Raw genomic sequence first — 20,880 nt, forward strand, 5'->3', positions numbered from 1 at the left:
GGAACCGTGACTGAGCCTATTCTTCTTCCCGCCTCTGACCCGACCCTCGACATCCTCAACCTGCCCAAGGTTTCGCTGCACGACCATCTTGACGGCGGGCTGCGTCCCGCAACGATCATCGAGCTGGCTGCACAGGCCGGACACGAACTGCCCTCCACCGATCCCGTGGCGCTGGGGGAGTGGTTCCGCGAGTCTGCGGACTCGGGCTCCCTGGTCCGGTATCTGGAAACGTTTGACCACACGATTGCCGTCATGCAGACCCGTGAGGGCCTGGGGCGGGTGGCCCGTGAATTCGTTGAGGACCTCGCCGACGACGGCGTGATCTACGCCGAAATCCGCTGGGCACCGGAGCAGCACCTCAAGGGCGGACTGAGCCTGGACGAGGTTGTGGAAGCGGTCCAGGATGGGCTGGACGCGGGAGTGGAAGCAGTGGAAGCGCAGGGGCGCCTGATCCAGGTGGGCCAGCTCCTCACCGCCATGCGCCATGGCGACCGCGGCATGGAGATTGCCGAACTGGCCGTCCGGCACCGCCACAACGGAACCGTGGGCTTTGATATCGCGGGAGCCGAGGACGGATTTCCGGCCTCCCGCTTCGCGGATGCTTTCACGTACCTCGCGGAGAACCAGTTCCCCGTTACCGTTCATGCCGGCGAGGCTGCCGGGGTCCAGAGCATCAAGGACGCCCTGGTGCACGGGCGCGCGCTGCGCCTGGGGCACGGTGTGCGGATCGCCGAGGACATCGAGGTTGACTTCGACGACGACGCCGAAGACGCCGGAAGCGCGGCAGACGGCCTCGGAGACGACACTGCGGTGGGCATGGTGACCATTGGACAGGTGGCCGGCTGGGTGCGGGACCGCGGCATTCCGCTGGAAATCTGCCCCTCCTCAAATCTGCAGACCGGTGCCATTGCCTCCTTCGGTGAGGACATCGAATCCCACCCGATCGACCTGCTGTACCAGACGGGTTTCCAGGTCACGGTGAACACCGACAACCGGCTGATGAGCGGTGTCACGCTGACCGGCGAGTTCGAGCTGCTGGCCGAGGCCTTCGACTATGACCTGGACGACATCCTGGAACTCACCATGAATGCCGTGGATGCCGCGTTCCTTCCGCTGGAAGAACGCGACGCGCTGGCCGCCTACGTGACGGAAGGCTTCAATCAGGCCCGTGGCTGATTCAGCGCCAAACAGCGACGGCGATGACCTGGGCCGGCGGTTCACCCGCCTGGCCGGGATCATCGCTGTCCTGCGGGAACGCTGCCCGTGGACGGCCGCGTTGACGCACGAGTCCCTGCTGGAGTACCTCGTCGAAGAAGCCTACGAGGTTGTCGAGGCAGTGGAAGCAGGCCACACAGGTCCGCAGGATGCCGGTGAGCTCGCCGGAGAGCTGGGCGATGTCCTGTTCCAGGTACTGCTGCACGCCCGCCTGCAGGAAGAATCCGGCCATTTTGGGATCGGGGACGTGGTGGATTCGCTGACCGCCAAAATGATCCGCCGCAATCCGCACGTGTTTGCCCCCGACGGTTCCGTCCGAACGGAAACCACGGACGATCCCGGGGAAATCGAACGAGCCTGGGACGAGGTCAAAAAACAGGAGAAACCCGGCCGGACCTCGCCGTTCGACGGCATTCCGGCAGGACTCCCGGCACTCCTGCTGGCCGCCAAAACCCTGGACCGGGCCCGGCGTGCCGGGCAGGATGCCCTGCCTGCCGCCCCCGACCCAGCCCCGAAGCGTATCTGGCGGGGTTCGGAGGAGCTGGGAGACCACCTGTTCGACGTCGTGCGCCAGGCACAGGCGCAGGGCCTGGACGCGGAAGCCGCTCTGCGCGCCGCAGTGCGCCGCTTTACGGCCGGGCAATAGGCGGCTCAGCGTTTGAGTGCAACCGGGTATAAGTCGGATTGGCGCCCAAGGGCCTTACTACGGCGCTGGTTTCAACTAGGCTGGAAGCAGACAGCGTGGCCCGTTTCATAGGCCGGGCTCAAGTTACCCCTAGGTTCCAACGAACAGGAGCATTCCCATGGCAATCATTGATGCCATTCACGCCCGCGAAATCCTGGATTCCCGCGGAAACCCCACCGTTGAGGTAGAGGTTCTGCTGGATGATGACACGTTTGGCCGCGCAGCGGTTCCCTCCGGAGCTTCCACCGGAGCCTTCGAAGCCAATGAGCGCCGCGACGGCGAAAAGACCCGTTACCAGGGCAAGGGTGTCCTGCAGGCCGTTGAAGCGGTCATCGAGCAGATCCAGCCCGCACTGCTGGGCTTCGACGCCGCCGACCAGCGCGCCATCGACCAGGCCATGATTGACCTGGACGGCACCGAGAACAAGTCCGGCCTGGGCGCCAACGCCATCCTCGGCGTTTCCCTGGCCGTGGCCCGTGCCGCAGCCGAATCCGCCGCCCTGCCCCTGTACCGCTACCTCGGCGGACCCAACGCGCACATCCTGCCCGTGCCGCTGATGAACATCCTCAACGGCGGCTCGCACGCGGACTCCGACGTCGACATCCAGGAATTCATGATTGTTCCCCTGGGCGCCCAGACCTACTCCGAGGGCCTGCGCTGGGGTGTTGAGGTCTACCACAACCTCAAGTCCGTGCTGAAGGAAAAGAACCTTTCCACCGGTCTGGGTGACGAAGGCGGCTTCGCTCCGAACCTGCCCTCCAACCGTGCAGCCCTGGATCTGATCCTCGAGGCCATCACCCGCGCCGGCTACACGCCGGGCACGGACATCGCCCTGGCCCTGGATGTTGCCTCCTCGGAGTTCTTCAAGGACGGCGCGTACCTCTTCGAGGGACAGAACCGCAGCGCCGAGGAAATGTCCGCGTACTACGAGGAACTGGTCCGCGACTACCCGCTGGTTTCCATCGAAGATCCGCTGGACGAAAACGACTGGGATGGCTGGGTTGCCCTGACCGCGCGCCTGGGCGACAAGGTGCAGCTGGTTGGCGACGACCTCTTCGTCACCAACCCCACCCGCCTGGAGACCGGCATCAAGATGAACGCCGCCAACTCCCTGCTGGTCAAGGTCAACCAGATCGGTACCCTCACCGAAACCCTGGACGCCATCACCATGGCCCAGCGTGCCGGTTACACCACCATCACCTCGCACCGCTCCGGCGAAACCGAGGACACCACCATCGCTGACATCTGCGTGGCCACCAACGCAGGCCAGATCAAGACGGGCGCCCCCGCCCGTTCCGAGCGCGTAGCCAAGTACAACCAGCTGCTGCGCATCGAAGAAGAGCTCGACGACGCCGCCCGTTACGCAGGACGCAGCGCGTTCCCGCGTTTCACGGCAGAGTAAGCCTGCTGCTGGTGGGTACCCTCGTTAACGAGGGTGCCCGCCAGTTGTGTTTAAGCCCTGTGTTATCGAAATAGCTGCGCTTCAGGCCAGTCCGCATTATCAAGGAGTTCCATGCCCACCCGACGTCCGAAAGTCCCCAAGGCATCCGGCGGGGACGGCTCCAGCACCGGGGGGCGCACCAGCCGAAGTGCACAAAAGCCAGCCCGTAAGCGGAACGCCGCTGCGGATCCGGACATCATCAGCGCCACAAAACCGGTGGAGGGTGCCTCGGACGCCGGCATAGGGGTGTCCCGGTCTCGGGCGGAATCAGCGCCGTCATCCAAAGCGTCCGCCAAAGCCCCGTCCGCCAAAGCCGCGTCCGCTAAAATCTCAGCTCCGAAAAACACCAAATCCCGGGGTGGAACCGCCAAGCAGCCAACCGGTCCGGGAACTGCGCGTTCCGTCGACGATGCAGCGGCGCCCGGCAAAGCGGCTGCCGCTGCCGGCAGGCTGCGGCGGCGTTCCCGGATCCTGTCCGAAGACAGCGGCACCACAGGAGCCCCGGCGGAGTCCTCGGATGAGCTGCGTCCGGTTCCGGCGAAGGCCTTCTCCGGCCGGCTGCTGGTCCTGGCCATGGTCACGCTGGTGGTCACGGTCCTGCTGGCGCCGTCGGTGAACACCTACCTGCACCAGCGTTCGGACATCGCAGCCCTGGAAGCCGAGATCGCCGAGCAGAAGGAAACCTCCGGCGCCCTTCAAGCCCAGCTACAGCGCTGGGAGGACCCCAGCTACATCAAGCAGCAGGCCCGGGAACGGATTTTCCTGGTCATGCCGGGGGAGACCCGGTATCTGGTCAAGGGCGAGCAGGGCGTGGAGGACGTGGAGCAGGAAGCCCAGGAACAAGTTGAGGACCTGCGGTGGGTTGATGCACTGTGGGACTCCGTCAAGAGAGCAGCCAACGCGCCCTAAGCATGCCGCCGCTCCGGCCGTTCCGGCGGTCCGGACGCCGCGGCTTTCTGCGCACAGTAATCTTAGAAGCGCAGTTATCAATAGCCCGGGCCTCGTCCAGGCCCTCAGGAAGGAACCTCCGGCATGACCCAGGAGCAGCTCACCCCCACCTCCGAAGACTTGGAGACCCTGAGCCGGCAGCTCGGCAGGCCGGCACGCGACGTCGTCGAAATCGGTGCCCGCTGTGTCTGCGGGAATCCCCTCGTTGCCACCACGGCTCCGCGCCTGAGCAACGGCATTCCTTTCCCCACTACCTACTACTTGGCGCACCCGGTCATCACGGCAGCCGTTTCCCGGCTTGAAGCCTCCGGTCTCATGACCGAAATGACCGAGCGGCTGGAACAGGATCCGGAGCTCGCAGCCCGCTACCGGAAGGCGCATGAGGCGTATCTTCAGGTGCGCAACGAAATTGGTGCCCGCACCGGCGTTGGTCCCGTTCCCGAGATCGACGGCGTCTCCGCCGGCGGCATGCCCACCCGGGTTAAATGCCTGCATGTGCTGGTGGGCCACTCGCTGGCCGCAGGCCCCGGGGTGAACCCGCTGGGCGACGAAGCGCTGGAGCGCATCTCTGAATGGTGGACCGCGGATCGCTGCTATTGTGAGGGCGCGTGGGACACCACGGGTGCGGCGCCCAGCCGTGACCTGAGCCGGCACACCAAAACCCAGGGGCTGTCCCCTCAGGAGCTGGATGCTAAGCGTGCCGCCCGACGCGAGGCCGTCGAGGCCGCAGCCAACGCCGAACATCAGGGGGATGCCGTGCAGGAACAAAGCAGCGCACCACAGCAGCCGGACACCGAAGCCGGCGCAGCGGACACCGTGCGGCCGGCCGTGAGGGTTGCCGCCGTTGACTGCGGAACAAACTCCATCCGCCTGCTGATCGCCGACGTGACTCAGGACGAAGGCGCAACCAAGCTGACCGACGTCGTCCGCCTGATGCGGGTCAACCGCCTGGGACAGGGCGTGGACGCCACCGGACGGCTGGCGCCTGATGCACTGCAGCGCACCTTCGAGGCAGCGGATGAATACGCTGCCCTCATCCGCGAGCACGGTGCCGAACGGGTCAGGTTCGTGGCCACCTCCGCCAGCCGCGACGCAGAGAACCGCGAGGAATTCGTGGCGGGAATCCGCGAACGGCTGGGTGTGGAGCCCGAGGTCATCAGCGGAGACGAAGAGGCCGCACTTTCCTTCGCCGGGGCCACCAGTGTCCTGGGCGCCGGCAATGGTGCCAAAACGCTGGTGGTGGACCTCGGCGGCGGCAGCACCGAATTTGTCCTCGGCACCTCGGACCGTGTGCTGGCGGCTAAGAGCACCGACATGGGATGCGTGCGGTTCACCGAACGCCATCTCACCTCCAATCCGCCCACCGACGCCCAGATTGCGCTGGCGCGCGGAGACGTCCTGGACATGATTGCCCAGGTGCTCTCCACTGTTCCGCTGGCCGAGGCCGACCGGCTGGTGGGTGTTGCCGGCACCATCACCACGGTGACAGCGCACGCCCTCCGCCTGCCGGAATACTCCGCCGAGGCGATTCACGGCACCGAACTGGACATTTCCCGCATCGACCAGGCTGCCCGGGAGCTGCTGCACATGGACCGGGAAGCACGGGCGGCGCTGCCGTACATGCACCCGGGCCGGGTGGACGTGATCGGTGCCGGTGCACTGATCTGGCAGACCATTGTGGACCGCGTGTCGGAACTGACGGACGGAAAGGTCTCCTCGGCGATCACCAGCGAGCACGACATCCTTGACGGCATAGCCCTGAGCGCCGCGCGGTGACCACAGCGTCGGCGGTTTTGGGACTGCGGCAGCGGAAGGGGCGGGGTGGAATCCTGGTGGCGGCGCTGCTGGCGCTGACCCTCGTTCCGGCTGCCCCGGCCTCTGCTGACGAATGGCGGGACAAACAGTACTGGCTGGCGGACTATGGCTTCGACGACGCCTGGGCCGTGAGCCAGGGCGAGGGCGTGAAGGTGGCGGTCATCGACACCGGAATTGATCCCACCCACCCGGACCTTATTGGTGCAGTTACCGGGGGAACCGACGTTTCCGGTGCCGGAGATCCGTCAGGAAGCAGCGGGCTGGGCGACAATCCCTCGCACGGGACGCTGGTGGCAACACTGCTGGCCGGACGGGGCCATGCTCCCGACGAGCCGCCGGCAACCTCCGCACCGAAGAAGGACGGGGACAAGGACGAGAAGAAGGAGCCGGCGCCCGCCAAGGAGAAGAAGAACTCCGAAGGCATCATCGGCGTGGCGCCCAAGGCTGAGCTGCTGGCGGTATCGGCCTGGATCGGACCGGACAATCCGGCCGGAATTCCTATTGAGGACCAGATTCCGGCCGCCATCCGGTGGTCCGTGGACAACGGCGCAAAAGTCATCAACATGTCCCTGGGCAGCAGCTCCACCTCCTGGCCGGAAAGCTGGGACGACGCCTTCCTCTACGCCGAGCAGCAGGACGTGGTGGTGGTTGTCGCCGCCGGCAACCGCGGTGTGGGCATAGTCCAGGTGGGCGCTCCCGCCACCATCCCCGGTGTGCTGACAGTGGCCGGGGTGGACCGCAACGGTGAGGCAAGCTGGGATTCGTCCTCCGAGGGGATCAGCATCGGGGTTGCGGCTCCGGCGGAGAACCTGGTGGGCGGCCTGCCGGGCGGTCCTGCCCGGTATGCGGGCTGGAGCGGAACCTCCGGTGCGGCGCCTCTCGTGGCGGGCACCGCGGCGCTGATCCGTTCCGCGTACCCCGAACTGAGTGCGGCAGAGGTCATCAACCGCATCATCAGCACAGCACGTGACGCCGGGGCCCCGGGACAGGACACCCTGTACGGCTACGGCATCCTGGATGCAGGGGCGGCGCTGACCTCCGATGTTCCGTCCGTCACCGCCAACCCGCTGGGCAACATCGCTGACTGGATCCGCATTCATCGCCGGGACGCTTCCACGGCTCCGGCAGTGGACGCTCCGGTTGCCGTGGAACCGACGGCACCGAACCTGCCCGAACCCACCGTGCCGGAAGCTCTGGCGCCCGGAACGAAGACCGATTTACTGCCCGGAACCCTTGTCCTGGGCTTCGCTGGACTAACGCTGGCCGTGGCGGCGGCGGGCACGGTGGCCGTTGTCCGGGCACGTCGCCGGGAGGCGGAATGCCCCGCTTCGGAGGACATGGACACCGGGGAGCTGGAGTCTTCCAAACTCTCGTGAAGGTTTTCACAAACTCGGGTACCATGAGGATATGGCATCTACAACACAGTTTTCAGACCGTCCGCGCGTCCTGGTGGTAGGCGGTGGCTACGTAGGTCTCTATGTAGCCAAGAACCTCCAGAATAAGGTCAAGGCTGAGGGTGGCATCGTCACCGTTGTGGACCCGCTGCCGTACATGACGTACCAGCCGTTCCTCCCCGAGGTTGCAGCTGGCACCATTGAGGCCCGCGACGCTGTTGTATCCCACCGCATGCACCTGAAGAACACCGAACTGATCACCGGCAAGGTTATTTCCATCAACCACGCCGCCCGCACGGCCATGGTTGAGCCGGCTGACGGCGGAGAGCCGTTCGAGCTTCCCTACCAGGACGTTGTCCTGGCCGCAGGCTCGATCACCCGCACCTTCCCGATTCCGGGCCTCGCCGAGGCCGGCATCGGCATGAAGAGCATTGAAGAAGCCGTCGCCACCCGCAACCATGTGCTGGAGCGGATCGAAACCGCTTCCCTGATGCCCGCCGGACCGGAGCGCGAGCGCGCCCTGACGTTCGTCGTCGTCGGCGGCGGCTTTGCCGGCATCGAAACCCTCACCGAACTTGAGGACATGGCCCGCGACGCCGCACGGCTCAATGACCGGCTGAAGCGTGAAGACCTCCGCTTTGTGCTGATCGAAGCCATGGGCCGCGTCATGCCCGAGGTCAAGCCCGACCAGGCTGAGTGGGTTGTCTCCAGCATGCGCGAGCGCGGCATCGAGGTGCTGCTGAACACCTCGCTGGCCTCCGCCGAGGACGGCGTCCTGAAGCTCATCAACATGGCGGACAAGTCCCCGGCCGGTGAATTCGGTACCGACACCCTGATCTGGACCGCCGGCGTGCAGGCCAACCCGATGGTCCGCGCCACCGACTTCCCGATCGACGAGCGCGGCCGCGTCCGTGCCAACGCTGAACTGCGCATCACCGGCGACGACGGCCCCCTTGAAGGTGCCTGGGCTGCCGGCGACGTCTCCGCTGTTCCGGACCTCTCCGGCGGCGGCGTGGGCGGCTTCTGCGTTCCGAACGCCCAGCACGCGGTGCGTCAGGCCAAGCTGCTTGCCAAGAACATCGTGGCCGCACGCTACGGCGAGGGCAGCATCGAAGAGTACAACCACAAGAGCCTCGGCGCCGTTGCAGGCCTGGGCCAGTACAAGGGCGTCGCCAACATCATGGGCTTCGGCATGAAGGGCTTCCCGGCCTGGCTGGCACACCGCGGCTACCACGGCATGGCCATGCCCATGTTCGAGCGCAAGTTCCGCGTCATCTCCGGTTGGGTGCTGAATGTAGCGTTCCGCCGCGACCTCACCGATCTGCGCAATCTGAAGAACCCGCGTTCCACCTTCAAGGCTGCCGCTACGCCGCCGAAGAAGAAGGAAATGGCCGGCAAGTAGGCCTGAGCCTCCAGCAACGCGTACGACGGCGGTTCCTCCTTGGCGGAGGGGCCGCCGTCGTTGTTTCCGGGGTGCAGCGTCCATCCAGTAGGCTTGAGCAGAAGCTTTTGCTTCAGCCCCAGTAGCCCAATGGCAGAGGCAACAGACTTAAAATCTGCGTGTTGTCGGTTCGAGTCCGACCTGGGGTACTGCAGGGCCTACGACGTCGGCCCCGTGCGGCCGCCCGGATCCACCACCCCCGTCTCGTCCGGATGTGCCACCCGCAGGTGTGCCGTGATCTTGCGGACTGCCTCTTCCTCCGTGTCCACGTCATATTCCCAGCTGCAGGAACAGCACCGCGCGTGCGGGGAGCCGTCCTCTGCCACCGAGACGCCCCACGCATCGTCGGGAAGCAGGTAGAACCCGCCGTAGGTGCCGGACCATTCCCGGAGCGGGGGATCCCTGTGGCTGCTGCCGCGCTGCTCGATCATGCAGGTTATTCGGAGCCGCCCGGTGTAGGGATGGGTTCCGGTCATCACCGTGAACACCGGGAACGCGGCTGATTCGTTCCATGAAAAAACCGGGATCCTGGTGGTGGCGGTCCTGCCTTCGCCAACGTCATGCTGCGCAGCGGGGTCACGTTCTAGCCGGGTGACCCCCGTGAAGCAAGTGGTTGGAGCGCTCCCTGTGACGAGTGTTACAAGGACGTAACCCTAAACTCTTATTTTTGACTCATTATTCAACTAGCTTTTCTCCTAGATCAGGAACACCTGACAAGGGCATCAAAGGCCTCCGCCTTTCGATCTGGGAGATTATCTATGACTGCACTACGCACCACGGGCCGCCCCGGCCTGGAAGGTTACAGCCGGGCGGCCAAGATCGCGGCGCTGGGGCTCGGTTTTGCGCTGTTCGCTTCCGGCTGCAGCGGGGGAGACTCGGGGACCGAGTCGAATGAATCGGCAGCGCCGTCGTCCTCTTCCGCTGACGCCGCGGCGGCAGGAGCCGTGACCTGCCCGGAAAACGAAGGCGGCAAGGGCACGGATCCGGGGGAGAAGGGCGATCCCACCGCGGTTCCGGCCAGCACCGGCACCACCGACGTCCCGCTGAAAATCGGCACCCTGCTGCCCACCACCGGTGAGCTTGCGTTCCTCGGTCCGCCCGAGATAGCGGGCACCAACCTTGCCGTCGAGGAGATCAATGCGGCAGGAGGCGTCCTCGGCAAGCCGGTGGAAATCATTCACCGCGACTCCGGCGACACCCAGACCGACATTGCGACCCAGTCCGTGACCAACCTGCTCAGCCAGGGCGTCAGCGCGATCATCGGTGCTGCGTCCTCCGGGGTGTCCAAGACCGTCATCGGCCAGATCACCGGCGCCGGCGTCATTCAGTTCTCGCCGGCCAATACGTCCCCTGATTTCACGACCTGGGATGACAACGGCCTGTACTGGCGCACCGCGCCCTCGGACGTCCTGCAGGGGCGCACCCTCGGCAACTACATCATGAGCTGCGGTGCGCAGACGGTGGGCATGATTGTCCTCAATGATGCGTACGGCACCGGGCTGGCCAGCAACATCCGCAGCTCGGTGGAGTCCGCGGGTGGCCAGATCATCGCCGAAGAGATGTTCAACGAAGGTGACTCTCAGTTCAGCAGCCAGGTTGACGCCGTCGCTGCCTCTGATCCGGACGCCATCGTGGTCATCAGCTTCCAGCAGGCAACGAGCATCGTTCCCCTCCTGACGGCCAAGGGCGTTGACCCCACGCAGCTGTTTTTCGTGGACGGCAACACCTCGGACTTCAGCGATGACCTCGATGCGGGAACCCTCGAAGGCGCCCAGGGAACCATTCCGGGGCCGTTCGCCTCGGACAACTTCAAGGAATCCCTGCTGGCGATTGATCCGAGCCTGAAGGACTGGTCCTACGCCGGCGAGAGCTACGACGCCGTCACCATGACGGCACTGGCCGCAGAAGCTGCGGGCAGCACCGACGGCGCTGCCATTGCAGCCGAGCTGCAGGGCGTCTCCGCCGAAGGCGAGAAGTGCTTCGACTACGCCGGTTGCGTCACCATCCTGCGGGGCGGCGGCGACATCGACTACGACGGCTACTCCGGACCGGTGACCTTCGATGAGAATGGTGACCCGACCGAAGCGTTCATCGGTATCTACCAGTTCGACGCCGACAACAAGCCGGTGCCGAGCCGTTCAGAAGAGGGCAAGCTCTAAGAACCTCTTCAGCACCGCACAAAGCAACCCCCGCCGGTCGGTACCGGCGGGGGTTGCTTTTGTTTGGCGGGGGAAGCGCCGGGGAGGCGGCGGGGTGGCGCCGAGCTCAGGCGGTGTCGGCGAGGGTTCCGAGGTAAAGCTGGATGACCTTGGGATCCTTCATGAGCTCCCGGCCGGTCCCCGTGTAGGCGTCCTTGCCCTGGTCCAGGACGTAGGCGCGGTCGCAGATCTGCAGGCACCGGCGTGCGTTCTGTTCCACCATGATCACCGAAACGCCGGCGCGGTTGATTTCATGAACCCGCAAAAACGCTTCGTCCTGCTTGACGGGGGACAAACCCGCGGAGGGTTCATCCAGCAGCAGCACGGCCGGCTCCATCATCAGCGCCCGGCCCATGGCCACCATCTGGCGTTCACCGCCGGAGAGCGAGCCCGCGCGCTGCGCCCGCCGCTGACGCAGTTCCGGGAACAGCGTCGAGACAAAATCAAACCGCTCTGCGAAGCGTTTCGGTGCCTGGTACAGGCCCATCTGCAGATTCTCTTCAATGGTCAGGGACGGGAAGACGTTGTTGTTCTGCGGCACGAAGCCCACGCCCCGGCTGACCAGCTTGTTGGCCTTCAGCCCGGTGATGTCCTGACCGCGGACCACAACCGTTCCCGAGTGCACCTTGACCAGGCCGAACATGGCCTTGAGCAGGGTTGACTTGCCGGCACCGTTGGGCCCGATGATGCCGATCAGCTCGCCGCGGCGGGCCTCGATGCTGCATCCGTTCAGGATATTCACGCCCGGGATGTAGCCGGCCACCAGATCGGTTACCTTGACGACGGAATCGCCGTCGAATTCATCGGCGCTCATGCCTGTCCCTTCCGTTCATCAATACGCCTGCCGACAACGCCGTCAGGCTCGGTTCCCACTGAAGATTCGGGGTCATGCTCCAGTTCGGCTTCCAGCTTTTCAAAGCCCTCGGAATCACCCAGGTCCACGTCATGGTGTGCCCCCAGATAAGCGTCGATAACGGCCTGGTCCTTCATGACCACATCCGGCGGACCCTCGGCAACCACTTTTCCTTCAGCCATGACGATGACCCAGTCGGCAATATGGCGCACCATATGCATGTCATGTTCCACGAAGAGAACGGTCATGCCCTCGGCCTTGAGGTTCTTGATGTGGTCCAGCAGAGACTGCGTGAGCGCGGGGTTCACGCCGGCCATGGGCTCGTCCAGCATGACCAGTTTTGGTTTGACCATCAGGGCCCGGGCCATTTCCAGCAGTTTCCGCTGGCCGCCGGAGAGGGAGGCGGCATAGTCGCTGCGCTTGGCGTCCAGCTTGAACTTGGCCAGCAGGACATCGGCCTGCTGGGTGATCTCCCGTTCACGGCCGCGCCACAACGGCGGCAGGAACGCCCGCCAGAGCGACTCGCCCGGCTGGGATGCGGCGCCCAGGCGCATGTTCTCAATAACGGTGAGCTTGCCCATGACCTTGGTCAGCTGGAAGGTGCGGACCATCCCCAGCCGTGCCACCTTATAGGCGGAGACTCCGGCCAGGTCCCGGCCCTCGAACTGCCAGTCGCCGGACTGCGGAGTATCGAACCCGGTGAGCAGGTTGAACAGCGTCGTCTTTCCCGCACCATTGGGACCGATCAGGGCGGTGATCTTGTGCCGCGGAATCTCCACATGCGCCACGTCCACGGCATTGATTCCGCCGTAGGTCCGCGTGACGTTGCGTGCCACCAGGATGGGATCGCGCTTGCGGCACCCCGGTTCCACGGCGCCCTCGGCGATGGGACGGCTGTCCGCCATGTACTCGTTGTCCGCCAGCGGGTCTGCTGGCACCTCAGGGGCGCCGGCATCACTGACCCCGACGCGGGAAACCTCTGCCGGTTCAGCAGCGTGCGCGCCGCGGGGACGCCCTGCGCGCTGCGGTTCGTTTGCCTGGGAACTCATGCGAACGCCAGCTCCTTCTTATTGCCCAGGATGCCCTGGGGCCTGAAGATCATCAGCAGCATCAGTGCCACACCCACAAGGATGTAGCGAACCTGCCCTGCCTGGGAAGTGTCAATGAACGTGATGTAGCCGGCTTCAATGGCTCCGTAGAGGAGACCCTGGGTCAGCGACAGCAGGACCCAGAAGAGCATGGCGCCGATCACGGGGCCCAGCACTGTGGACATGCCGCCCAGCAACAGAGCGGTATAGAGGTAGAAGGTCAGCTCGGTGCCGTAGTTTGCCGGTTGTACCGCATCGCGGGGGAGGGTGAAGACGATGCCAGCGATGGAGCCCAGCAGGCCGCCGAGGATCAGGGCCTGCATCTTGTAGGCATAGACGTTCTTGCCCAGGGCCCGGACGGCGTTCTCATCCTCGCGGATGCCTTTCACCACCCGGCCCCACGGGCTGCGGATCAGCATCCACACCAGCAGGCAGGCAATGATGACCAGGGTCCAGGCGACGATGCGAACCCACACATCGCGTTCATTCATGCCGAACGGTCCCAGGTTGTAGCTTCCCGGGGGAATGGGGTTCAGCGCATAGAAGTCTCCGGTGAAGGCGGACAGTCCGTTGGCTGACCCGGTGACTGCCGTCATGCTGTTGGTGGTGACGATGTAACGGATGATTTCCGCGGCGGCGATCGTCACGATGGCCAGATAATCGGCCCGCAGGCGCAGGGTGGGTATGCCCAGGATGACGGCAAAGACGGCGGATGCCGCCAGCGCGATCAGCACCGCAACCGGCAGCGGGGCGTTGAAAGAGAGGATGGGAACGGCGAAACCGTAGGCCCCGACGGCCATGAAGCCGGCCTGCCCGAAGTTCAGCAGCCCCGTGTAGCCGAAATGCACCGCGAGGCCGAGGGCTGCCAGTGCGTAGGCGGCCGTCGTGGGGCTGATGATCTCGTTGAGAGCCCCCAGAAAGATATTTGCAAAGTCCATCGCTGCTAAGCCCCTAACCTATGCGCTCGCGGCGGCCGAGGATTCCCTGCGGCCGGACGAGGAGGACAAGAATCATGATGACCAGGGCACCCACATATTTGAGGTCCGCGTCCAGCCAGATAGTGGAGATCTCCACGAAGAGCCCAACAATGATGGAGCCGATCAACGCTCCGAAGACCGTGCCGAGTCCGCCGAGCGTCACGCCGGCAAAAATCAGCAGCAAAATCTGCTGACCCATGTTGAAGGAAACTCCGGGCCGGTAATAGGCCCACAGGATGCCGCCCATGGCTGCCAGGGCGCCGCCGGTTACCCAGACCAGACGGATCACGCGGTCCACATCGATGCCGGAGGCCGCGGCCAGGGACGGGTTGTCCGCGACCGCCCGGGTGGCCTTGCCGATCCGGGTGCGCAGCAGGAGAACGGCGATGACCAGGATGACCGCGAGCGAGACAAACAGGGAAATCAGGGTGTTCCGGGGTATGGATACGGGCCCGAGTTCGAGGGTGGGGCTCTGCGCTCCGGGCAGCTGCTGCATGGCACCGCCGAAGAAGAAGAGGACGGTGTAGCGGACGGCCACCGCCAAACCAATGCTGACGATCATCATCGGCACCAGGCCGGTGCCGCGCCGCCGCAGCGGTTTCCACAGCACCCCGTCCTGCAGATACCCGAACGCCGCCCCGCCAAGGACGGCGAGCGGCAGTGCCAACCAGGCGGAAAGGCCCAGAGCTGAGAACCCGAAGGCCAGGACTGCGCCCAGGGTGACCATCTCGCCGTGCGAAAAGTTGGTCAGGCCGGTGGTGCCGAAGATCAGGGAGAGACCCACTGCGCTCAGCGCCAGCAGCATTCCGAAGCTCAAACCGGCCACGGCACGCTCAGTCAGAGTGGAAAGGAAGCTGTCCTGCTGCAGGACAATGCCCTCGCCGAGCAGAAACAGCGTGGTGATGTTGGAGGTGCCGGCAAAGGTGACGGTGCGCGGGTTCTGCTGGTTCTCCGCCAGCGCCACATCCTCCGGAAGCGTTGATTCGTCCAGTTCCACTTCAAACGCACCCTGTTCGGGAACGCCGATGGACCAGGAACCGTTCGCTGCGGTCAGTGTTTCGCCTTCATAGCCGTTGCCGGTGGCGGTGATCTTTACTCCCTCGAGGGGAACGCCCGCGTTGCGGAGCACTCCGCTGATTCGGTCGCTGTATTCAGAACCGTCCGTTGGAGCATCAGGATCTTGGCCTTCAGCAGTTGCGGATGTGCTCTCCGACGGCGACGGCGCCGGGGTGGCTGTTGTTGCGTGGACGGCAGGAGCGGAGAACAGCAGGGCGGCGAACATCGCCGCCACCGCCGCCAGCATCCCCAGATACCTGGTCAGCGCCGATGTTCTTAGCAAATTCGAAAACCTCCACGCCAAGGCCGTGCGCACCGAGGAAATCGGCACTTAGGCGGATCTGTTTGTGACGTCTGTCACGGACTGGGGAACATGCTACCCACGAAATGTTTCAGGCAGTGACGTTTGGCCCGGCTCGAATGTCGCGATCGGGTAACGACTTATCGTGAAGCCGTGGAACGCCAGTGCCGGGGCTTCGGAAGTGGCCGGGTATGCGGAACTGTTATCCCGGCTCACCTGCCGCGGGGAATCTTCAGTGCCCCGCACCCGTTGACATTGGTAGGCTCTAGGTAAACAGCCCCCCAGATGGAGGACATTTCATGGCACTTGGCGGTAATCCGGTTTTTAACGGAAAGAATTTCAATTCCCAGGTTCGCGGCGGCAGGATGAACCAGGGTTCCCTGGCCACCCAGCCCCATGGACAGATGACACCGCAGCAGTTGCAGGAGCTCTACACCGCTCCCTCCGCAGGTCCCGCCCAGACGGGCCGGATGACCTACGACGACGTGATCATGAAGACTCTCGCCTGCCTGGCCGTGGTGCTGGTGGGCGCTGCCATTCCGATGCTGGTGCTCCCCGGTGCGGCTGCACCGCTCATGATCGTGGGCGCCCTGGGCGGCTTCGTCCTGGGTCTGGTGAACTCCTTCAAGCGGGAACCCGCTCCGGCGCTGATCCTGGCGTATGCAGCGCTTGAGGGTCTGTTCCTTGGTGGCCTGACCCTGGTGCTGGACAACATGTTCCCGGGCATCGGCCTGCAGGCCGTCCTCGGTACGCTCTCCGTCTTCGCCGTGACCCTGGTGCTGTTCAAGAGCGGCAAGGTCCGCGCCACCCCCAAGGCCATGCGCTTCTTCATGATCGCCATGATCGGCTACGCAGTGTTCTCTCTGGTCAACGTTGGCCTGATGATCTTCGGTGCCGTGGATGACCCGTGGGGCGTGCGCGGTTTCACTATCGCCGGCATCCCGCTGGGCATCATCATCGGCCTGTTCGCCGTTGGCCTGGCCGCGTTCTCCCTCATCATGGACTTCACCTCCATCGAGCAGGGTGTGCAGGCCGGCGCTCCGGTGCGTTATTCCTGGACCGCAGCGTTTGGCCTGACCGTCACGCTGGTCTGGCTGTACGTGGAAATCATCCGTATCCTCGCCATTCTCCGCGGCGACGACTAACGCTGCTCTCCGGCTGGTCCGGAGGTATGCGGGTAGACGACAGAGGCCGGCAGGCATTGACCTGCCGGCCTCTGCCGTTTAAGCCCGGGAGTAGTGAATCCGCCGTTCCCGGAGAAAAGTCGGCCATCACCCTGTGCACCACTCTCCCGGGACCGTAGGCTCTGGCACGTCTCGAGATCCAGGTGCTGAGGGGAGGGGCCGCCGTGCCAGAGCCCGCCACAACCGAACTGTCTCCGGTGCGTCTTCAGGAACTGCTGCTGGAGCATCCTGCACTCGACGGTTTCCTGACCGCGCTGGCCTGTGACCTTGCCGGCCATCTGGCGGAATGGGACGTGTCCGACGCCGCCATCACCGTTGTGCGGCCCCGGCGGCAGACGGTCCACGCGGGCAGCGGTCCCGGAGTTTCGGCCCATGGACAGTCCGCTGCAGATCCCGCGTCCGGCGTCCTAACGACAGGATTGCCGGTTCCCCTCGCCGGGGCCGGGGGAGCGGTGCTCACCGTGTATTCGGAGCATCCGGGGGCTTTCGGGCCGGAGGCCGTGCAGGCAGTCGAGCGTGCCGCCGCGGAGGCGGCAACCGCAGTGGCGCTGGCTCTGCGCCTGGACGCCCAGACACACCGCGCGGAGAACCTGCAGGCGGCGCTGGAGTCCAGGACGGTGGTGGATCTCGCCGCCGGCATCATCATGGCCCAGAACAACTGCAGCCAGCAGAGCGCCGTGGACATTCTGCGCAGCGTGTCCAACAGCCGCAACGTCAAGGTCCGGGACATCGCGGCCGGTGTCGTCGCGGTGGTTTCAGACCGGGTGAGCACCCACTTCGAAGAGTAAGCGGTTGGTACGCTGGAACGATGAGCTTCCCAGCCTCGGGCGCAGTTCCAAGTCCTGCCACCGGCACCCAGTACCAGATCACACGCCAGACTCCCGGCGGCCGGGCCGAAGCCCGAATTGCGGCGCTTGCGGGAGGGCTGCGCAGCTACAGCGTGGCCGGCACCGGGTACGTCGAGACCTACCCGGACACCTCGCTGCCGCCGTCGGCCTGCGGCATCCTGCTGGCACCCTGGCCAAACCGCGTGGCCGGCGGCCAATGGACCCTGGACGGCAAGGTCCAGCAGCTGGATATCACCGAACCTTCCCGGGGGAACGCCAGCCACGGGCTCCTTCGCAACACCGGCTACCGGCCCGCCGGCGACACGGCAGGGCAGGACAGCCTGACCCTGCAGGCCGAAATCTTCCCCCAGCACGGCTATCCGTTCCACCTCATCCACCAGGTCACTTACAGCCTGGACGACGACGCCGGCTTGCGGGTGCGCCAAAGCCTCACCAACGTGGGGGAGGACCGGGCGCCGTTTGCCCTCGGCGCGCATCCGTTCCTGCGGATCGGTTCGGTACCGGTGGAAGACCTGACGCTTACCGTGGCCGCGGAAACCCGGATAACGGCTGACGAGCGTCTGATCCCCGTAGGGCGGGAGCCGGTTGCCGGGGACTATGACTTTCGGGCCGGCCGCCGGATCGGAGACCAGGCGCTGGACAGCGCCTTCACCGGACTGGAGCTGGCGGAAGGACAGCACCGGCACCGCCTGGCCGCACCGGACGGCAGAAGCGTCACGCTGTGGAGCGCTCCCGAGTTTGGTTACGTCCATGTTTTCCTCACAGACCAGCTTCCCGGACGGAGCCGGGCCGTTGCCCTGGAACCCATGACTGCTCCGGCCAATGCCCTGAATTCCGGTGAGGGACTGCGCTGGCTGGACCCGGGAAACTCCTTCGCAGCAGAGTGGGGGATCCGGCCTGGCCTGGACGGCTGAGAGGCGGACGTAAAGGTGGGAACAACAGCCATCGAGTGTGGAAAGATGACCCCATGAGACCTCACGCACGCAGCATTGCCGCGCCCAAAGCGGTGCAGGCTGCGGCTGTCCGCTCCAGCCGGGGCAACGACGACGTCCCGTATGCTCTGCGCGTCAGCGCAGCCTGGGCCTGGCGCCTGGGTGTGGTGCTGATTGTCGCGGCCGGGCTCATCTGGGTCCTGCGTGATTTCTCCCTGCTGCTCATTCCCCTGATGATCGCCGGACTGCTGGCCGGCCTGCTCTCTCCGGTGACCGAGTGGCTGCGGCGCAACAAGGTGCCCGGCGGTCTGGCCGTGGCCGTCACCATTGTCACCTTCCTGGGCTTGATCGTGGCCGCCCTGACTCTGGTGGGCCGGCAGCTGGCGCTGGGGTTCCGTGACCTCTGGGATGAGACCCTTGCCGGCGTGGACCAGGTTCAGGAATGGCTGGCAGACGGGCCGCTGAAGATCACCACAACCCAGATGGATTCCCTGCTGGGCGGAGCCACCAACGCGATCCAGTCGAACTCTGCAAACATCGTTTCCGGGGCGTTGTCGGTGGGTACCGGAGCCGGGCACTTCGCCGCGGGCGTGCTGCTGACACTTTTCGCCCTGGTCTTCTTCCTGCTGGACGGCCGGCGCATCTGGCGCTTCGTGACAGGGCTCCTGCCGCGGCGCGCCCGCCCGGCTGGTTACGGAGCCGGACTCCACGGCTGGGAATCCATGGTCAACTACGTCCGGGTGCAGCTGCTCGTAGCGTTCATTGACGCCGTCGGAATTGGAGCCGGCGCCGCCATCATCGGAGTGCCGCTGGCGCTGCCGCTTTCGGTCCTGGTGTTCCTGGGCTCCTTCGTGCCGCTGCTGGGCGCCTTCGTCACCGGATTCGTAGCTGTGCTGCTTGCCCTCGTCGCCAACGGCTGGGTCAATGCGCTGATCATGCTGGGCATTGTGCTGCTCGTCCAGCAGCTCGAGTCCCACATCCTGCAACCGCTGATCATGGGCCGCGCCGTCGCCCTGCATCCCCTGGCCGTAATCCTTGCCGTCACCGGCGGCACCCTGGCCGCCGGAATCCCCGGAGCCCTGTTCTCCGTACCGCTGCTGGCCATCCTGAATACCGTGGTGCGTTACATCGCCTCCCGGGGATGGGAACAGGACCCGGCGCTGGACGCAGACCCCGTCTTTGGAGCTGCGGGCGGACCGGTGCCGAGGACAAATGAATCCATTGAGGCGTTGGATGACAACGCAGAAGAAGAGAAACAACCGTGACCGATCTGTCCGACCTGCCCGTGACACTGGACGACATCGAGGCGGCCGCCAAACTGCTGGACGGTGTGGTTGCCCGTACCCCCATTGAGGTTTCCCGGGCACTGGGCCGCCAAACCGGTTCCAATGTCTACTTCAAGTGTGAAAACCTGCAGCGGGCCGGGTCATTCAAGGTCCGCGGGGCCTATGTCCGGATGGCCAAGCTTTCACCGTCCGACCGGGACCGGGGCGTGGTGGCGGCCTCCGCCGGAAACCACGCGCAGGGCGTGGCGGTTGCGGCTGCGCGGCTGGGCATCAAAGCCCGGATCTTCATGCCGCTGGGCGTGGCACTGCCGAAGCTGGCAGCCACGCAGAGCCACGGCGCCGAGGTAGTGCTGCACGGCCACAACGTGGATGAAGCGCTGGCGGAAGCCAAGCGGTATTCGGACGAGACCGGTGCCGTGTTTGTGCACCCGTTCGACAACGTGGACGTAGTGGCCGGGCAGGGGACCATCGGTCTGGAGCTGCTCGACCAGATCCCTGACCTGGACACCGTCTTGATGGGTGTGGGCGGCGGCGGGCTGCTGGCCGGCGTCGCGGTGGCCATCAAGGCGAGGGCAAAGGAACTGGGCCGGGAGGTGCGCATCATCGGTGTCCAGGCCGAGAACGCTGCTGCTTATCCGCCCTCACTTGCCGCCGATGCCCTCGTCCCGCTGACCAAGGTGTCCACGATCGCCGACGGCATCGCCGTCGGGCGCCCGGGCCAGCTGCCCTTCTCCATCATCAGGGAACTGGTGGATGACGTGGTGACCGTCAGCGAGGACTCGCTGGCACGGGCACTGATTTTCCTGCTGGAACGCGCCAAGATGGTGGTGGAACCGGCCGGAGCTGTGGGCGTGGCTGCGCTCATGGACGGCAAGATTGAAAACCCGGGGAACACCGCGGTGATTCTCTCCGGCGGCAACATTGACCCGATGCTGATGCTCAAAGTGATCCAGCGCGGTCTGGCCGCCGCTGGCCGGTACCTGGTGGTGCGGATCCTGCTCGATGACCGTCCCGGTTCGCTGGCCACCATTTCCCGGATCATCGCCGAATCCGATGCCAACGTCACCGGCGTCGACCACACCCGGGTGGGCGGCTCCATCAGCATGGGGGATGTGGCCATCACCATCAACATGGAAACCAAGGGGCACGAGCACTGCGAACTGGTGTTGAACAACCTCCGCGCCTCCGGCTTCCAACCCATAGTGCTGCACGGGTAGG

The 20,880-nt window shown here is 65.2% G+C and carries 18 protein-coding genes, 1 tRNA gene and 2 pseudogenes; 16 read left to right on the forward strand and 5 right to left on the reverse strand.

Annotated elements, in window-relative coordinates:
• Positions 1–6: 6 nt before the first annotated feature.
• The 9 genes and pseudogenes from CXQ89_RS13800 to CXQ89_RS13835 all read left to right on the forward strand — a co-directional run bounded on the left by CXQ89_RS13800 (position 7) and on the right by CXQ89_RS13835 (position 9,088).
• Positions 7–1,176, forward strand: a complete 1,170-nt coding sequence (locus CXQ89_RS13800; protein ID WP_258060099.1) for an adenosine deaminase — start codon at positions 7–9, stop codon at positions 1,174–1,176.
• On the forward strand, positions 1,169–1,861 hold the full coding sequence (locus tag CXQ89_RS13805) for a MazG nucleotide pyrophosphohydrolase domain-containing protein (RefSeq protein ID WP_258060100.1): 693 nt from the start codon (positions 1,169–1,171) through the stop codon (positions 1,859–1,861). Before CXQ89_RS13800 ends, CXQ89_RS13805 begins: the two co-directional genes overlap by 8 nt.
• A 157-nt stretch (positions 1,862–2,018) precedes the next feature.
• Positions 2,019–3,302, forward strand: coding sequence for a phosphopyruvate hydratase (gene eno / locus CXQ89_RS13810; RefSeq protein ID WP_104055161.1), 1,284 nt, complete (start codon positions 2,019–2,021; stop codon positions 3,300–3,302).
• Positions 3,303–3,413: 111 nt separating this feature from the next.
• A complete protein-coding gene (locus CXQ89_RS18905; RefSeq protein WP_258060101.1) occupies positions 3,414–4,250 on the forward strand; it encodes a septum formation initiator family protein in 837 nt (278 codons plus the stop codon).
• A 123-nt stretch (positions 4,251–4,373) separates the two neighbouring features.
• A pseudogene (locus CXQ89_RS18910) lies at positions 4,374–5,030 on the forward strand (DUF501 domain-containing protein); the annotation flags it as partial.
• A gap of 168 nt (positions 5,031–5,198) precedes the next feature.
• Positions 5,199–6,065: pseudogene (locus CXQ89_RS18915) on the forward strand (exopolyphosphatase); the annotation flags it as partial.
• The gene (locus CXQ89_RS13825) at positions 6,062–7,480 is read left to right on the forward strand and encodes a S8 family serine peptidase (protein WP_374952987.1); all 1,419 of its coding nucleotides are present in this window, start codon (positions 6,062–6,064) and stop codon (positions 7,478–7,480) included. The pseudogene CXQ89_RS18915 and the gene CXQ89_RS13825, both read left to right, overlap by 4 nt.
• Before the next feature lie 31 nt (positions 7,481–7,511).
• Positions 7,512–8,900: an NAD(P)/FAD-dependent oxidoreductase gene (locus tag CXQ89_RS13830; RefSeq protein WP_104161668.1), complete on the forward strand. Its 1,389-nt coding sequence runs from the start codon at positions 7,512–7,514 to the stop codon at positions 8,898–8,900.
• A gap of 115 nt (positions 8,901–9,015) precedes the next feature.
• Positions 9,016–9,088: transfer RNA gene (locus tag CXQ89_RS13835), tRNA-Leu, on the forward strand.
• 9 nt (positions 9,089–9,097) lie between these two features.
• On the opposite strand, the gene CXQ89_RS13840 is transcribed toward CXQ89_RS13835, so the two are convergent.
• Positions 9,098–9,370: a DUF1059 domain-containing protein gene (locus CXQ89_RS13840; protein ID WP_146067260.1), complete on the reverse strand. Its 273-nt coding sequence runs from the start codon at positions 9,368–9,370 to the stop codon at positions 9,098–9,100.
• Positions 9,371–9,697: 327 nt separating this feature from the next.
• On the opposite strand from CXQ89_RS13840, the gene CXQ89_RS13845 reads away from it, so the two are divergent.
• Positions 9,698–11,098 (forward strand): ABC transporter substrate-binding protein, encoded by a 1,401-nt coding sequence (locus CXQ89_RS13845; RefSeq protein ID WP_104055165.1) that lies wholly within the window; start codon positions 9,698–9,700, stop codon positions 11,096–11,098.
• 106 nt (positions 11,099–11,204) lie between these two features.
• Here CXQ89_RS13845 and CXQ89_RS13850 read toward each other — a convergent pair whose 3' ends face one another.
• From CXQ89_RS13850 to CXQ89_RS13865, 4 genes are all read right to left on the reverse strand, one after another.
• Complete coding sequence (locus CXQ89_RS13850; RefSeq protein ID WP_104161670.1) at positions 11,205–11,951, reverse strand: ABC transporter ATP-binding protein; 747 nt, start codon at positions 11,949–11,951, stop codon at positions 11,205–11,207.
• Positions 11,948–12,895, reverse strand: coding sequence for an ABC transporter ATP-binding protein (locus CXQ89_RS13855; protein WP_104055514.1), 948 nt, complete (start codon positions 12,893–12,895; stop codon positions 11,948–11,950). Before CXQ89_RS13855 ends, CXQ89_RS13850 begins: the two co-directional genes overlap by 4 nt.
• Before the next feature lie 140 nt (positions 12,896–13,035).
• Positions 13,036–14,016: a branched-chain amino acid ABC transporter permease gene (locus CXQ89_RS13860; RefSeq protein ID WP_104055167.1), complete on the reverse strand. Its 981-nt coding sequence runs from the start codon at positions 14,014–14,016 to the stop codon at positions 13,036–13,038.
• A gap of 13 nt (positions 14,017–14,029) precedes the next feature.
• Positions 14,030–15,337: a branched-chain amino acid ABC transporter permease gene (locus CXQ89_RS13865; RefSeq protein WP_237688706.1), complete on the reverse strand. Its 1,308-nt coding sequence runs from the start codon at positions 15,335–15,337 to the stop codon at positions 14,030–14,032.
• On the opposite strand from CXQ89_RS13865, the gene CXQ89_RS18920 reads away from it, so the two are divergent.
• The 6 genes from CXQ89_RS18920 to ilvA all read left to right on the forward strand — a co-directional run bounded on the left by CXQ89_RS18920 (position 15,258) and on the right by ilvA (position 20,879).
• A complete protein-coding gene (locus tag CXQ89_RS18920) occupies positions 15,258–15,446 on the forward strand; it encodes a hypothetical protein (RefSeq protein WP_237688729.1) in 189 nt (62 codons plus the stop codon). The two genes, CXQ89_RS13865 and CXQ89_RS18920, sit on opposite strands and share 80 nt — an antisense overlap.
• A gap of 265 nt (positions 15,447–15,711) precedes the next feature.
• The gene (locus tag CXQ89_RS13870; RefSeq protein WP_104161671.1) at positions 15,712–16,557 is read left to right on the forward strand and encodes a Bax inhibitor-1/YccA family protein; all 846 of its coding nucleotides are present in this window, start codon (positions 15,712–15,714) and stop codon (positions 16,555–16,557) included.
• A 203-nt stretch (positions 16,558–16,760) separates the two neighbouring features.
• Positions 16,761–17,384, forward strand: coding sequence for an ANTAR domain-containing protein (locus CXQ89_RS13875; RefSeq protein WP_181032354.1), 624 nt, complete (start codon positions 16,761–16,763; stop codon positions 17,382–17,384).
• Between the two features lie 20 nt (positions 17,385–17,404).
• On the forward strand, positions 17,405–18,358 hold the full coding sequence (locus CXQ89_RS13880; protein WP_104161673.1) for an aldose 1-epimerase family protein: 954 nt from the start codon (positions 17,405–17,407) through the stop codon (positions 18,356–18,358).
• A gap of 53 nt (positions 18,359–18,411) precedes the next feature.
• Complete coding sequence (locus tag CXQ89_RS13885) at positions 18,412–19,641, forward strand: AI-2E family transporter (RefSeq protein ID WP_104055172.1); 1,230 nt, start codon at positions 18,412–18,414, stop codon at positions 19,639–19,641.
• Complete coding sequence (gene ilvA, locus CXQ89_RS13890) at positions 19,638–20,879, forward strand: threonine ammonia-lyase (protein ID WP_104055173.1); 1,242 nt, start codon at positions 19,638–19,640, stop codon at positions 20,877–20,879. Before CXQ89_RS13885 ends, ilvA begins: the two co-directional genes overlap by 4 nt.
• Position 20,880: the final 1 nt, after the last annotated feature.

The organism is Arthrobacter sp. ZGTC212, from assembly GCF_002929255.1.
In the GTDB taxonomy this organism is placed as follows: Bacteria; Actinomycetota; Actinomycetes; order Actinomycetales; family Micrococcaceae; genus Arthrobacter_B; species Arthrobacter_B sunyaminii.